At 45.8% G+C, this 13,685-nt stretch carries 11 protein-coding genes; 2 read left to right on the top strand and 9 right to left on the bottom strand.

Going from position 1 to position 13,685, the window contains the following annotated elements:
- Positions 1 to 185 precede the first annotated feature (185 nt).
- Positions 186 to 1,424, bottom strand: coding sequence for an MFS transporter (locus tag C2757_RS02385; RefSeq protein ID WP_215375666.1), 1,239 nt, complete (start codon positions 1,422 to 1,424; stop codon positions 186 to 188).
- Between the two features lie 53 nt (positions 1,425 to 1,477).
- Positions 1,478 to 4,081, bottom strand: coding sequence for an ATP-dependent chaperone ClpB (gene clpB / locus C2757_RS02380; RefSeq protein ID WP_215375664.1), 2,604 nt, complete (start codon positions 4,079 to 4,081; stop codon positions 1,478 to 1,480).
- A 94-nt stretch (positions 4,082 to 4,175) separates the two neighbouring features.
- Between clpB and C2757_RS02375 the strand changes: the two genes are divergently transcribed.
- Positions 4,176 to 4,418 carry a GIY-YIG nuclease family protein gene (locus tag C2757_RS02375; protein ID WP_215375661.1) on the top strand — a complete coding sequence of 81 codons (243 nt, stop codon included), beginning with the start codon at positions 4,176 to 4,178 and terminating at the stop codon, positions 4,416 to 4,418.
- Positions 4,419 to 4,534: 116 nt separating this feature from the next.
- Positions 4,535 to 6,133: a gamma-glutamyltransferase gene (gene ggt / locus C2757_RS02370; protein ID WP_215375658.1), complete on the top strand. Its 1,599-nt coding sequence runs from the start codon at positions 4,535 to 4,537 to the stop codon at positions 6,131 to 6,133.
- A 74-nt stretch (positions 6,134 to 6,207) separates the two neighbouring features.
- Here the strand turns inward: ggt and oxlT are convergent, their stop codons facing one another.
- The 7 genes from oxlT to C2757_RS02335 all read right to left on the bottom strand — a co-directional run bounded on the left by oxlT (position 6,208) and on the right by C2757_RS02335 (position 13,685).
- On the bottom strand, positions 6,208 to 7,476 hold the full coding sequence (gene oxlT, locus C2757_RS02365; protein ID WP_215375655.1) for an oxalate/formate MFS antiporter: 1,269 nt from the start codon (positions 7,474 to 7,476) through the stop codon (positions 6,208 to 6,210).
- A gap of 182 nt (positions 7,477 to 7,658) precedes the next feature.
- Positions 7,659 to 8,120, bottom strand: coding sequence for a molybdopterin synthase catalytic subunit MoaE (gene moaE, locus C2757_RS02360; protein WP_215375652.1), 462 nt, complete (start codon positions 8,118 to 8,120; stop codon positions 7,659 to 7,661).
- A 1-nt stretch (position 8,121) separates the two neighbouring features.
- The gene (gene moaD, locus C2757_RS02355; protein ID WP_215375649.1) at positions 8,122 to 8,379 is read right to left on the bottom strand and encodes a molybdopterin converting factor subunit 1; all 258 of its coding nucleotides are present in this window, start codon (positions 8,377 to 8,379) and stop codon (positions 8,122 to 8,124) included.
- Between the two features lie 18 nt (positions 8,380 to 8,397).
- Positions 8,398 to 9,624 carry a gephyrin-like molybdotransferase Glp gene (gene glp, locus C2757_RS02350; protein ID WP_215376778.1) on the bottom strand — a complete coding sequence of 409 codons (1,227 nt, stop codon included), beginning with the start codon at positions 9,622 to 9,624 and terminating at the stop codon, positions 8,398 to 8,400.
- A gap of 35 nt (positions 9,625 to 9,659) precedes the next feature.
- Positions 9,660 to 11,102, bottom strand: a complete 1,443-nt coding sequence (gene thrC, locus C2757_RS02345; RefSeq protein WP_215375646.1) for a threonine synthase — start codon at positions 11,100 to 11,102, stop codon at positions 9,660 to 9,662.
- A 19-nt stretch (positions 11,103 to 11,121) separates the two neighbouring features.
- Positions 11,122 to 12,432: a homoserine dehydrogenase gene (locus C2757_RS02340; protein ID WP_215375643.1), complete on the bottom strand. Its 1,311-nt coding sequence runs from the start codon at positions 12,430 to 12,432 to the stop codon at positions 11,122 to 11,124.
- The gene (locus C2757_RS02335; protein WP_215375640.1) at positions 12,429 to 13,685 is read right to left on the bottom strand and encodes a pyridoxal phosphate-dependent aminotransferase; all 1,257 of its coding nucleotides are present in this window, start codon (positions 13,683 to 13,685) and stop codon (positions 12,429 to 12,431) included. The genes C2757_RS02340 and C2757_RS02335 overlap by 4 nt, the downstream gene beginning before the upstream one ends.

The following is a 13,685-nucleotide window of genomic DNA, read 5'->3' as shown; positions in this document are numbered from 1 at the left end:
AGCTAGCAAGAAAAATTTACAGTATTTGCAAAAATAATAAAACTATTAAAAACAGTAACTTATCTTTTTATTTTTATAATGCGAAAGATTAGATCACTGTTTGAAATGAACTCCAGCAGAATATATTGCACTGCATTTTACGCAGCGTAATGACATTTCATATTGTGGAAGCTAATGCCTACTGTTCAAGCAGATTTAGCATGCCCAAGAGTAGATACCTTAAATCCGGTCAAAATGATCATGAGCTGGAGAACGGCAACGCCAATAAATAATAGTTTTGGCAGGCCGCTATCTAGGAATATGCCAAACATCAGAGGGCTTAAGGCGGCACCCAAATCTATCCCCGAATACACAATCCCGTACACCCTACCCGACGAGCCTGACGGTGTTGCATTACGAATCATCAGGTCACGAGATGGGGCAGCAATACCTAAACCAAGACCGATCACTATAAAAGCCAACACAATGATCTCTAAGGGCACGAAGCCGCTTGCCAACAGTAATCCCATCGCAATGTTGACAGTGAAGCACAGAGTGATAATTCTTTCTGGTACTTTCAGGCGAGTAGCAAGAAAAGCGCCTAACAACATTCCGCCCGCACCACCAATTGACATGAGAGTCAAATAATAATTACCGGAACTGACTGCAAGATCATAAATTTTAAAAAGCGCAGTCGGTGCAAATGATTGCAGCCCAGTGGTTGCCGCCATGCTGAAGAAAAAGAAAATCCAGCAAAGCCAAACAGCAGGTAGCCTCATAAAGCCAAAGGTAGTCAGTGGAGCAGCACCTGGATTATTTTCAGCATGCTTACTTTCAGACTCTGCTCTGCGTGCATGAACGTCATCTACTAAACGTGCACGATTGAGCCAAAGCGTTACGAGGATCAAAGCTTCAAGCGCTGCTGCAGCCAAGAAGGCAATACGCCAATCAAATAGCGTAGTCACAGCCACCATAAAGGCTGGGGCAGCGGCCCACCCTAGATAGCCTGCGAGTCCATGAATAGAATAGGCATAGGGCAAGTTAGCTGGAGAAATTTTATGATTAATGAGTGTGTAATCGACTGGATGAAAAATACCATTACCGCAACCAGCAACTACTGCACCCAAAACCAAAGTCCAGTAACCCACACTCTGAGAGTAAATGAGAGCGGCCAATACCAAGAGTCCAATCCCAGCAAATAAAACAGGGCGCGCTCCAATGCGATCAACTAAAAAACCAGAAGCGGCTTGAACCATACAAGAGACCACAAAAAAAATGGTCATGAGCAATCCAAGCTCAGCATAGTTAAAGCCAAAATCTGCCTTTAGCCATGGGAACATGGGCGGCAGAATCAGATGAAAGAAGTGAGAGCTGCCGTGCGCTAGGCTAATGAGAGCAATAACCCGGACATCACTGGCACGCCTACTAGTGAGGGCAACAGTCATGTACCGAGTTTACTGGCGCAGAAAGATTTCTGCTGAACTCCATTGCTTACTGCTTAGTGCACTTGCCTGGTAAAACTAAATTCACCTTTTTTATCCACATCAACAGGCACCACATCCTTAGGACCAAACTTGCCTTCCAAAATCATCTTGGAGACTGGGTTCTCAATGTGTTGCTGAATGGCGCGCTTCAGCGGTCTCGCTCCAAATACTGGATCAAAGCCTACTTCAGCGATCTTATTCAAGGCAGCATCAGAAACTTCAAGCTGCATATCCACTTTTGCCAAACGATCAGACAAGTTTTTGAGCAAGATCTTAGCGATATTCGCAATATTGCCTTTATCAAGACCATGGAAGACCACGATCTCATCGATTCGATTCAAGAACTCTGGACGGAAGTGATTCTTCAGCTCTTCAAATACCGCTTCTTTAATTTCAGATTGCTTCTTGTCTGCCATAGATTGGATCAAATGCGAACCAATATTGCTGGTCATCACAATCACAGTGTTCTTAAAGTCAACAGTACGACCTTGACCATCCGTCAAACGGCCATCATCGAGCACTTGCAAGAGAATGTTAAAGACATCAGGATGTGCTTTTTCGATTTCATCAAACAGAATGACGCTGTATGGATGGCGACGCACTTGCTCGGTCAGGTAGCCACCTTCTTCGTAACCAACATAACCGGGAGGCGCACCAATTAAACGAGCAACGCTATGCTTTTCCATGAACTCACTCATATCAATCCGAATGAGGTGATCTTCACTATCAAACAAGAAGCCAGCCAAAGCCTTGCATAGCTCAGTCTTACCTACACCGGTAGGCCCTAAGAACAAGAATGATCCATATGGACGATTCTCCTCAGATAAACCAGCACGGGAACGACGGATGGCATCAGAAACCGCCCGAATCGCTTCTTCTTGACCAACCACACGCTTGTGTAGCAACTCTTCCATTTTGAGCAGTTTGTCGCGCTCGCCTTGCATCATTTTTGATACAGGGATACCCGTAGCACGAGAAACCACTTCGGCAATTTCTTCGGCACCGACTTGCGTACGCAAGAGTTTATTTTTCACTACGCCGTCTTTATCGCCCTTTGCTTCCGCAGCGGCAGCAGATTTCAGCTTTGCCTCTAACTCAGGTAATTTGCTGTATTGCAACTCGGCAACTTTCTCAAGCTTGCCTTCACGTTGCAACTTCACAATATCGGCACGTACTTTTTCGATTTCTTCTTTGAGATGCGCAGCACCCAACACAGCGCCCTTCTCTGCTTTCCAGATTTCCTCCAGGTCAGCATATTCAGCGCCTAAGCGCTTGATCTCATCCTCAATCAAACCAAGGCGTTTTTGAGAAGCTTCATCTTTTTCTTTCTTAACCGCTTCACGCTCAATTTTTAGCTGTATTAAGCGACGATCAAGCTTATCCATTACCTCAGGCTTGGAATCAATCTCCATTCGAATACGTGAACCGGCTTCATCAATGAGGTCGATTGCTTTATCTGGCAAGAAACGATCAGTGATATAACGATGGGATAACTCTGCAGCAGCCACAATCGCTGGGTCGGTAATCTCAATACCGTGGTGTAGCTCATAACGCTCTTGCAAGCCACGCAAGATAGCAATGGTTGCCTCAACGCTCGGCTCTTCTACCATCACTTTTTGGAAACGGCGCTCTAGTGCAGGATCTTTTTCGATGTACTTACGGTACTCATCTAAAGTGGTTGCACCGATGCAATGCAATTCACCACGCGCTAAGGCAGGCTTCAGCATATTGCCAGCATCCATGGCACCATCACCTTTGCCAGCACCAACCATCGTATGAATTTCATCGATAAAGATGATGGTTTGACCTTCGTCTTTAGCAACATCACTGAGAACAGCTTTGAGGCGCTCTTCAAATTCTCCACGATACTTTGCACCCGCTAGGAGCAAGGCCATATCTAAGACCAAGACGCGCTTATCTTTTAGAGTCTCAGGAACTTCGCCGTTCACAATACGTTGTGCCAAGCCTTCCACAATTGCAGTTTTACCAACACCAGGCTCACCAATGAGCACAGGGTTATTCTTACCGCGACGCTGTAAGATCTGAATGGTGCGACGAATCTCATCATCACGACCAATCACTGGATCAAGTTTACCCATACGAGCACGCTCTGTTAAATCGACCGTGTATTTTTTGAGGGCTTCACGTTGACCTTCGGCATCTGCACTATTCACTGATTCTCCTCCGCGCACTAAATCAATAGCCGCTTCTAACGATTTACGATTTAATCCATTCTCGCGAGCCACTTTACCGAGCTCACCTTTGTCATCCGCAACTACCAGCAAAAATAGTTCACCAGCAATAAACTGGTCATTACGTTTATTGGCTTCTTTTTCACATAAGTTCAACCAATTGCTCAGCTCACGTCCTACTTGAACTTCACCGCTAGTGCCTTGGACTTCTGGCAAGTTGCTGATCACCTTTTCTACGCCTTTTTCCAGGCCTGGAACGTTAACGCCAGCACGGGTTAATAAACTTTTAGCTGCGCCATCAGAATCACGCAACATTGCCAGTAGAACGTGGGCAGGCTCAATATATTGATTGTCTTTGGCTAGAGCGATACTTTGAGCCTCGCTAAGTGCCTCTTGAAATTTGGTTGTTAATTTATCTATTCTCATTTTTAAACTCCAGATATCTATCTATAGAATATAAGGACAATATGCCAAAATTCAAGGCTTTTTCACCCTCTTTTTCAGCGAATTTACCCCTACTTTGACCTGGCTTGTTTACCTTTTAGAATGTGCTGACGGCAGCTACTATGCGGGCATCACTAACCGTTTAGAACATCGCCTGGAAGCCCACAATTCAGGACAAGGTGCGCGCTATACCAGGTCTCGTAGACCAGTCATCCTCTTGGCTACCCAAGAGCACCCGGATCGATCTGAAGCCTCTAAAGCCGAGCTCCGCTTAAAGCGTTTACAAAGGTCTGAAAAGCTGAATTTCTTTAAAAGCTAAATCCCAATACAGCTTAATTAGGCTAACCAAATTTGTGCATAACAAGTCAGGCGACTATATGCATGAGCCATACAATACGGACATAACAAAATTCATTATTGAACTGGAGATGAAATATGCAACCAAAATGGGGAATTAGAGGAATGGCGGTTGCGCCACACTCCTTAGCTTCAGAATCAGCATTATCAGTTTTGCGAGAAGGTGGCAATGCCCTAGAAGCCATGGTGGCTGCTGCTGCAACTATCGCTGTGGTCTATCCCCATATGAACTCTATTGGCGGAGACTCCTTCTGGGTCATTCATTCTCCGGGCAAAGCAATGGGTGGAATTGATGCCTGTGGAGCAGCTGCTGGATTGGCCACTAAACAATGGTATGCAGAACGTGGCATCACTAAGGCCATCCCATTTCGTGGTGCAGTAGCCGCCAATACAGTTGCTGGAACTATTTCCGGCTGGGGAGCAGCGCATCAGCTATCTAAACAAGGGCTGGGTGGCAAACTCCCTCTTGCCCGTCTTCTTGCTGATGCGATTCACTATGCCGAAGCCGGAACACCTGTCACCTTCAGCCAGTCGAGCCTAACTGCAAAGAAGGCTCAGGAGCTTAGCCCTATCCCAGGATTTGCAGAGACTTTTTTAGTAAACGGCAAAGCCCCAACTGTCGGAAGCATCTTTAAGCAAGAGCGTCTTGCAAAAACCTTACGGCAGATTGCCAAAAAAGGAAGTGATGACTATTACCGTGGTGAATTGGCTGAATCGCTGGCCAAAGAACTCACTGATTTAGGAAGTCCACTGAGATTAGACGACTTACAACGTCACAAGGCAAAACTCATAGACCCTCTTGAGCTAAAACACAGTATGGGCAAGGTCTATAACATGACGCCGCCTACGCAAGGTGTGGTCTCATTAATGATTATCGGCATCTTGGACCAGTTGAACTTAAAACGATTTAAGGTTGATAGTGCCGAATATGTTCATCATTGTGTTGAAGCTACCAAACAAGCATTTAAGGTACGAGATCAATTCGTAACCGATCCCGCATACATGACAAAACATGCGCAATCGTTCTTAGACCCTGCTTTTTTGAAAAAACTTGCTAAGAATATTGATCCAGAGAGAGCGCTTCCATGGGGTCAGGGCAAAGGTCCAGCTGACACCATTTGGATGGGCGTGATTGATGGAGATGGCAATTGTGTTTCCTTTATTCAAAGTATTTATCACGAGTTTGGTTCTGGCATTGTGCTTCCTAGCCCAGGCGTCAACTGGCAAAACCGTGGTTGCAGTTTTTCCCTTGATCCCAAAACCCTCAATCATCTCGAGCCTTACCGCAAACCATTCCATACCCTGAATCCGGCATTGGCCTTATTCAAGGATGGTCGCTCCATGGTTTACGGCACGATGGGTGGAGATGGCCAACCCCAAACTCAATGCGCAGTATTTACACGCACAGCTACTTATGGACTCAATCCACAGGATGCTATCAGTCGCCCCCGCTGGCTTCTCGGGCGAACTTGGGGCCAAACGAGTGATAGCCTGAAATTGGAATCGCGTTTTAACCCTTGGGTAGCAAAAGAGCTTCATGCCTTGGGTCATGAGATAGAAATGTTAGATGCCTTTGATGAAACTGTTGGTCATGCAGGCTGTATTATTCGCGATCCATCAGGCACACTACAAGGAGGATGGGATCCTAGAAGTGATGGCGCGGTGAGCTCGTTCTAGTATCGAATAATTATCTAGTGCCATTAAAAAAGGCTACCAAACTTGGTAGCCTTTTTCTATTTCCTAATGACAGCTTATGCGGTGCGTGTCTTCAAATACTTTGCACGCATTGGGCGGAGCACAAAGAATGCAAGAATAGCTGCTGTAGCATCTAATACGATCATGATGCCAAACACGGGAAGCCAGCTATCAGTTACACCATGAATATAGGCTGCAACTGGAGCGCCAATAATGGAACCAACACCTTGAGCCATGTACAGGAAACCATAGTTTGTAGTGGCATGCTTTTGACCAAAGGTATCAGTCAAAGTAGATGGGAATAAAGAGAAAATCTCACCCCAGCCAAAGAACACAATACCCGACAGCAATACGAACAACACAGGGTCAGAGCGTGTCATTACCCAAGCAAACATGGCAATAGCCTCTAAACCAAAGGCAATCGTCATTGTGTACTCGCGTCCAATGCGGTCAGATATCCAACCAAATATTGGTCGAGTTAAACCATTGGTAACGCGATCAATTGTTAAAGCTAAAGGTAAGGCGGCCATACCAAAAACCATGGCCGATGTAATACCAAAGTCTTTTGCAAACGCACCCATTTGAGAGATCACCATCAAACCCGATGTAGACATCATGGACATCATCAAAAACATTAGCCAAAAAACTGGTGTCTTCAACATTGTCTTTGGTGGAACTCCCGTTGCAGCAGCCTCTATCTGATCGGCCGTTTGCAGACGATCAGCATGAGGAACGCGAATACCTTGCGCAGCCAACAAACCAACAGCGCCAATGATGTAACCAAAGAATGTCAACGTGCCCTGAATGCCGGTCTCAGTCAAACTCGCAGAAATTGGGAAAGTAGTCAGCAATGCGCCGATACCATAACCAGCAGCAACCATACCCACCGCAAATCCACGATTATTTGGGAACCAACGAACCATTAAACCAACAACACCGATGTAAACAATACCAGTCCCCAATCCACCCAAAACGCCATAGGTAATGTAAAGGTGCGATACGGTAGTCAGGTTGGCTGAAAGAACCCAGCTTGCGCCCGTCAGAATTGTTCCAATGGATAACAAAAGACGAGGACCAAATTTATCGACTAAGTAACCCTGGAAAGGCGAGAAGAAAGTTTGCAACACAATCAAGATAGAAAATGTTATTTGCAGTTCTGTCAAAGTAACGCCAAGCTGCCCCATGATTGGCTTGGTAAATAATGCCCACACATATTGAGGGCTAGATATGGACATCATACAAATTACGCCTAAAGCCAATTGCACCCATTTCGACTTCAAGGGGTTGCTACTAGTACTTTCCGTGCTCAATGCTGCTGCTGTCATGAGAATCTCCTAGGTTTTGTTTAATCAAAATTTCTAAAAACTTTTGTTAATGCATTTTGATCTAAATTTACGGGTAATTACTAAGGCATTCTCTTAGATGGTGCAGAAGTGCTTATTTTGGTGCAACTTGATGCACCAATAAAAACCTCACTAGAGAATCTAATACGGCAAAGAAAATGGAATTAGTTCTTCTTCCAACGAGCCATTGCAGCTTCATCGGTAATCCGGGCATCGACCCAACGTGAACCTTGCGGGGTATCTTCTTTTTTCCAAAAGGGGGCTGCGGTTTTTAAGTAGTCCATGATGAACTCACAGGCAGCAAATGCTTCGCCTCTGTGAGCGCTGGTCACTATCACTAAAACAATTTGATCTTCAGGCAGTAATGGTCCAACTCTATGAATCACTAGAGTCTGGTAAGTATCCCAACGGGACTTTGCTTGGTCCAGAATTTCTTGGAGGGCTTTTTCAGTCATCCCAGGGTAGTGCTCTAAGGTCATCCCCTTTACTTGGCTGCCGTCATTCATATCACGCACTGTGCCCAAGAAACTCACTACAGCACCCACCCTTGGGTCGCCTTTGCGCAGCGCCGCTATTTCAGCGCTAATATCAAAATCATTTTCTTGGATGCGGATTGAGCTTGACATATCAGCCCCCCGTAACCGGCGGAAAGAATGCCACTTCCGCGCCCTCAATCAATGCCGTACTTTCATCAACCATATGTTGATTGAGTGCACAGCGCAACACCTTACCTTCAGCCAAGACTTCAGACCATGGATTACCACGATCAATGAGGTGCATTCTGAGGTCAGCAATCGTTTTTACTGCAGTCGGTAAAGCGATGTTCTCTTGCGAGACGCCAAGCGTTTCACGCAGTGATGCGAAGAAGCGTAATTCGATTTTCATGAACTCATCGTAAACCGATTATTTGAGGAGTGCATCAAAGGGGATGTATTTCACTAGGTCACCGGCCTTGATTGGCTGGTTGGGAGGGCAATCAACCAAGCCATCACCCCAAGATGCGCTGGTAAGGACGCCAGAGCTTTGATTCGGAAATATATCCAAGCCACCATTGCCATTAAGCTTCACGCGCAGGAATTCGTTACGACGATCTGCTTTTAACCAATCAAAATCTGCCCGCATCAAATAAGACTGCGGCTGTTTTACTTCACGACCTTGTAGTTTCAAAATAAAGGGTCGCACAAATAGTAAGAAAGTGACAAAGCTTGAGACTGGGTTACCAGGCAGCCCTATAAACCACGCTTCGCCATCTTTTACCTCATCGGATTTACGAACTGCACCAAATGCTAATGGCTTGCCAGGCTTGATTGCAATCTGCCATAAGTCCAATCTCCCTTCGGCCGTCACTGCAGGCTTAATGTGATCTTCTTCTCCAACCGATACACCACCAGACGTAATAATCAAATCATGATCTTTACTTGCTTTACGTAATGCTGCCCTAGTTGCATCTAGCCGATCCGGAACAATTCCCAAATCTGTGGCATCACACCCCAAAGCCTTTAGACATGCCAATAAAGTATCGCGATTGGAGTTATAGATGCCACCTGGCTTCAGTGGTTCACCAGGGAGAGCTAACTCATCACCAGTAAAGAAAGCGGCCACTCTGACACGACGCTTTACATTTAAATGCGTCAGACCAGCAGAGGCAGCAACGCCAAGCTCTTGTGGGCGCAAAAAAGTGCCTGCAGTTAAGGCTGTTTTACCTGCAGTGAGATCTTCGCCCTTTCGACGAATCCACTGACCCGATGATGGAGTGATATTGACCTGTACTTGATCAGTTAAACCTTCAGGAATACTGCAATCCTCTTGCATGACTACAGCATCCGCACCAGGCGGAACTGGCGCGCCAGTAAAAATTCTGGCAGCAGTGCCTGGTTCTAAAGTAGTACCCATCGATCCAGCCGGAATCCGTTGTGCAATTTTGAGAACACTACCGGGATTTTGAGTATCTGCAGTACGAACAGCGTAGCCATCCATCGAGGTGTTATCCAGTGGAGGCACATCGACTAAGCTGCTGACGTTTTCAGCAAGAACACGACCTAAGGAAGCTTGCATTGCAACTTGTTCAGTCTCGCCGACTGGCTTAGCATGCGACAGCAAATGATCCAAGGCCTGTTGTGCAGTCAACATGGGAGGCTTAGTCATAGCGATTAGTTGCTTGTGTATTAACTGAGATGGGTCGTAATAAATGCTTTGACCTGATTCACATCAGCATCCATATTTTCTACGCGCTGCGGCTTCGATTTAATATCTTTAAATGCAGGCGGGCATTCGGCAGGACGCCCCAAAGCTTCTTGAATCGTTTCTTCAAACTTAATAGGCAAGGCAGTCTCTAGCACGAGCATAGGAACACCTGCTTGTAGATGCTCACGAGCTACCTTCACGCCATCAGCAGTATGGGTGTCAATCATGACGCCATAACGGCTATCGATATCACGGATTGTTTCTAGGCGATTGGCATGAGTACTGCGACCCGATTGAAAGCCATACTTACCCAACTCTTTAAAGACTGCATCTTGAGAGATATCAAAGCCACCGCTTGTATCGACTTGCTTGAACATCGCCGCAGTAGCCTTGCCGTCTTGACCCATGAAGTCAAAGACAAAGCGCTCAAAGTTACTCGCTTTAGAAATATCCATCGATGGACTAGATGTATGTAAAGTCTCGGCGGACTTGCGTGCACGATACACGCCACTCCGGAAAAACTCATCCAAAACATCATTCTCATTGGTTGCTACAACCAAGTGCGCAATTGGTAAACCCATCATGCGAGCAATATGGCCAGCACATACGTTACCGAAGTTACCAGACGGTACAGTGAAAGATACTTTCTCAGAGCTGGATGCAGTTGCCAGTAAATAACCCTGGAAGTAGTAAACCACTTGAGCCACTACACGACCCCAGTTAATGGAGTTCACAGTACCAATCTGATTATTGGCTTTAAAGGCGTGATCATTACTTACCGCTTTAAGAATATCTTGGCAGTCGTCAAAGACCCCTTCTACCGCTAAATTGAAAATATTGGGATCTTGCAAGGAATACATCTGCGCAGACTGAAATGAACTCATCTTCCCGCGGGGTGAGAGCATAAATACTTTCACACCCTCTTTGCCACGCATCGCGTATTCAGCAGCACTACCAGTATCACCAGAGGTTGCGCCTAAGATATTGAGTTGTTGCCCTTTTTTCTTTAGGGCATATTCAAACAGATTGCCGAGCAATTGCATGGCCATATCTTTAAAGGCTAGTGTTGGGCCATTTGAAAGGCTGAGCAAACCAATGCGTGTGCCATGTTCTTCACCCAACCAATGCAAAGGTGTGATGTCTTTAGCGTTATCTTGAGGACGCCCATTGCAGTACACCTGCTCTGTATATGTTTTACGCAAAAGTGTACGCAAATCTACCTCAGGAATATCGTCGCAATACAGACTTAATACTTCATAAGCCAGATCAGCGTAGGACAAACTACGCCATGAATCTAATTGCGCTGGAGTGACTTGTGGATATTGGGTTGGTAAATACAATCCGCCATCCGGCGCCAATCCTCCCAAGAGAATTTCTAGAAAAGATTGTTGTGGACTGTTGCCACGAGTAGATTGATAACGCATGGATTTTGCTGAATTTTGCTTAAGACAGATTTTCTAAACGAATCTTCACAACTTCGCCTGCAACCGTTTTGAGATTCTGGATCTCTTTAATTGCGGCAAGCATGTTCTTCTCTTTGGTCTCATGTGTCAACGCAACTAAATCTGTTTGACTTTCACCTTCGTCGGCTTCTTTTTGCAAGAGCGCATCAATTGATACACCATGTGAAGCTAAGATCTTGGTGATATCAGCCAACACGCCAGCCTGATCCGCTACCCGCATACGCAAGTAATAGCTTGTAGAGATCTCACCAATCGGCAATACGGGGGTGTCCTGCACTGCATCTGGCTGGAATGCCAAGTATGGAACACGATGCTCAGGGTCCGCACTCAGCAAGCGAGTAATGTCTACTAAATCAGCGATCACTGCAGAAGCAGTAGGCTCAGCACCAGCGCCTTTGCCGTAATACAAAGTAGTGCCGACGGCGTCGCCAAACACTTGAACCGCGTTCATAGCACCCTCAACGTTTGCAATCAAGCGCTTTGCGGGAATTAAGGTCGGGTGCACACGCAACTCAACACCGGTTGGTGATTTCTTAGCAATACCAAGTAACTTAATGCGATAACCTAACTGCTCTGCATAGCAAATATCACTTGCGGCTAATTTAGTAATACCTTCAATATGGGCTTTATCAAATTGCATCGGTATACCAAATGCAATTGCGCTCATGATGGTTGCTTTGTGAGCAGCGTCAACACCTTCAATATCAAAAGTAGGATCTGCTTCGGCATAGCCAAGACGTTGCGCTTCTTTCAGCACAGTCTCAAAATCTAAACCTTTATCGCGCATCTCAGAAAGAATGAAGTTCGTTGTGCCATTGATAATGCCGGCAATCCATTCAATACGATTAGCAGTTAAGCCTTCACGCAAGGCTTTAATAATCGGAATGCCTCCAGCAACTGCTGCCTCAAAGGCAACCATCACACCCTTGGCATGAGCAGCTTTGAAAATCTCATTACCGTGAACAGCAATTAAGGCTTTATTTGCCGTCACAACATGCTTACCGGCAGCAATCGCCTCTAAAACCAAATCTTTAGCAATACCGTAGCCCCCAATGAGCTCCACAACGATATCGATTTCAGGATTATTGATGACGGCACGCGCATCAGTGACGATTTGTGCACGATCTTTCACGATCTCTTTGGCACGCTCAACATTAAGATCAGCTACAGTATTAATGCGAATGCCACGGCCCGCACGACGGGTTATCTCATCTTGGTTGCGCTCGAGCACGGTGAATACGCCACCACCAACAGTGCCAATACCTAATAGACCAACTTGAATCGGTTTCATGATGCCTTTGATGCGGTTGAAGAAGCCTTGCGGCCATGTTTATTACGATAGCGCTCCAGAAAACGCGCGAGACGGCTGATCGCTTCTTTAAGCACATCTTCATGCGGTAAGAACACCACCCTGAAATGATCAGGCTTGCCCCAATTAAAACCAGAGCCCTGCACTAACAATACTTTCTCCTCTTTCAGAAGATCCGCAACAAATTGTTGGTCATCTTCAATCGGGTACATCTCGGGATCTAATTTTGGAAATAAATACAAAGCAGATTTAGGTTTAACGCAAGTCACACCGGGAATTTCTGTAATCAACTTCCAAGCAAGATCACGTTGTCTTGCAAGGCGCCCGCCTTCAGCTACCAAATCATTAATGCTTTGGTAACCACCAAGGGCAGTTTGGATTGCATACTGACCTGGCACATTTGCACATAAGCGCATCGAGGCCAACATATTGAGGCCTTCAATATAGTCGCGCACCATCTCTTTATCCCCAGAAACCACCATCCAGCCTGCACGGTAGCCGCATGAGCGATAGTTCTTAGAGAGGCCATTGAAAGTTATTACTACCACATCGGTAGACAAAGAAGCCAAGGAGATATGCTTCTCCTCGTCATACAACATCTTGTCGTAAATTTCGTCAGCAAACAAAATTAAGCCGTGCTCACGAGCAATTTTTGTAATCTCTAGCAATACTTCTTTGGAATAAATTGCGCCTGTTGGATTATTGGGATTAATCACGACAATCGCTTTGGTACGTGGTGTAATTTTTTTACGCAGATCATTTAAGTCTGGTGCCCAGTCATTCGCTTCATCGCAAAGATAGTGCACTGGTGTGCCACTAGATAAACTCACTGCAGCAGTCCACAGTGGATAGTCTGGCGCAGGCACTAAGACTTCATCGCCATCATTGAGCAATGCATTCATCGATAGAACGATGAGTTCAGAAACGCCATTGCCGGTATAGACATCATCAAGCATTACGCCTTGAATGCCTTTTTCTTGGCAATACTGCATGATGGCTTTACGAGCAGCAAAAATCCCTTTGGAGTCAGAATATGCTGAGGCATTACTCAAATTTCGAATCATGTCCAACTGAATCTCCTCGGGAGGATCAAAACCAAAAACCCCTACGTTTCCGATGTTTAATTTGATGAGTTTGTGACCCTCTTCTTCCATGCGCTGAGCGATCTCAAGCACCGGCCCACGAATGTCATAACAGACGTGATTGAGTTTTTGGGACTTTAGGATGGGTTTCAC

Source organism: Polynucleobacter sp. MWH-Svant-W18, from assembly GCF_018687495.1.
Lineage (GTDB): Bacteria > Pseudomonadota > Gammaproteobacteria > Burkholderiales > Burkholderiaceae > Polynucleobacter.
This window is presented reverse-complemented; position numbering and strand designations above follow the sequence as displayed.

Bases quoted from the DNA above. Each gene is read 5' to 3' on its own strand.
- moaD (WP_215375649.1), bottom strand. From the start codon at position 8,379: ATGAAAATCGAATTACGCTTCTTCGCATCACTGCGTGAAACGCTTGGC.
- C2757_RS02340 (WP_215375643.1), bottom strand. From the start codon at position 12,432: ATGAAACCGATTCAAGTTGGTCTATTAGGTATTGGCACTGTTGGTGGT.
- clpB (WP_215375664.1), bottom strand. From the start codon at position 4,081: ATGAGAATAGATAAATTAACAACCAAATTTCAAGAGGCACTTAGCGAG.
- glp (WP_215376778.1), bottom strand. From the start codon at position 9,624: ATGTTGACTGCACAACAGGCCTTGGATCATTTGCTGTCGCATGCTAAG.
- oxlT (WP_215375655.1), bottom strand. From the start codon at position 7,476: ATGACAGCAGCAGCATTGAGCACGGAAAGTACTAGTAGCAACCCCTTG.
- C2757_RS02385 (WP_215375666.1), bottom strand. From the start codon at position 1,424: ATGACTGTTGCCCTCACTAGTAGGCGTGCCAGTGATGTCCGGGTTATT.
- moaE (WP_215375652.1), bottom strand. From the start codon at position 8,120: ATGTCAAGCTCAATCCGCATCCAAGAAAATGATTTTGATATTAGCGCT.
- thrC (WP_215375646.1), bottom strand. From the start codon at position 11,102: ATGCGTTATCAATCTACTCGTGGCAACAGTCCACAACAATCTTTTCTA.
- ggt (WP_215375658.1), top strand. From the start codon at position 4,535: ATGCAACCAAAATGGGGAATTAGAGGAATGGCGGTTGCGCCACACTCC.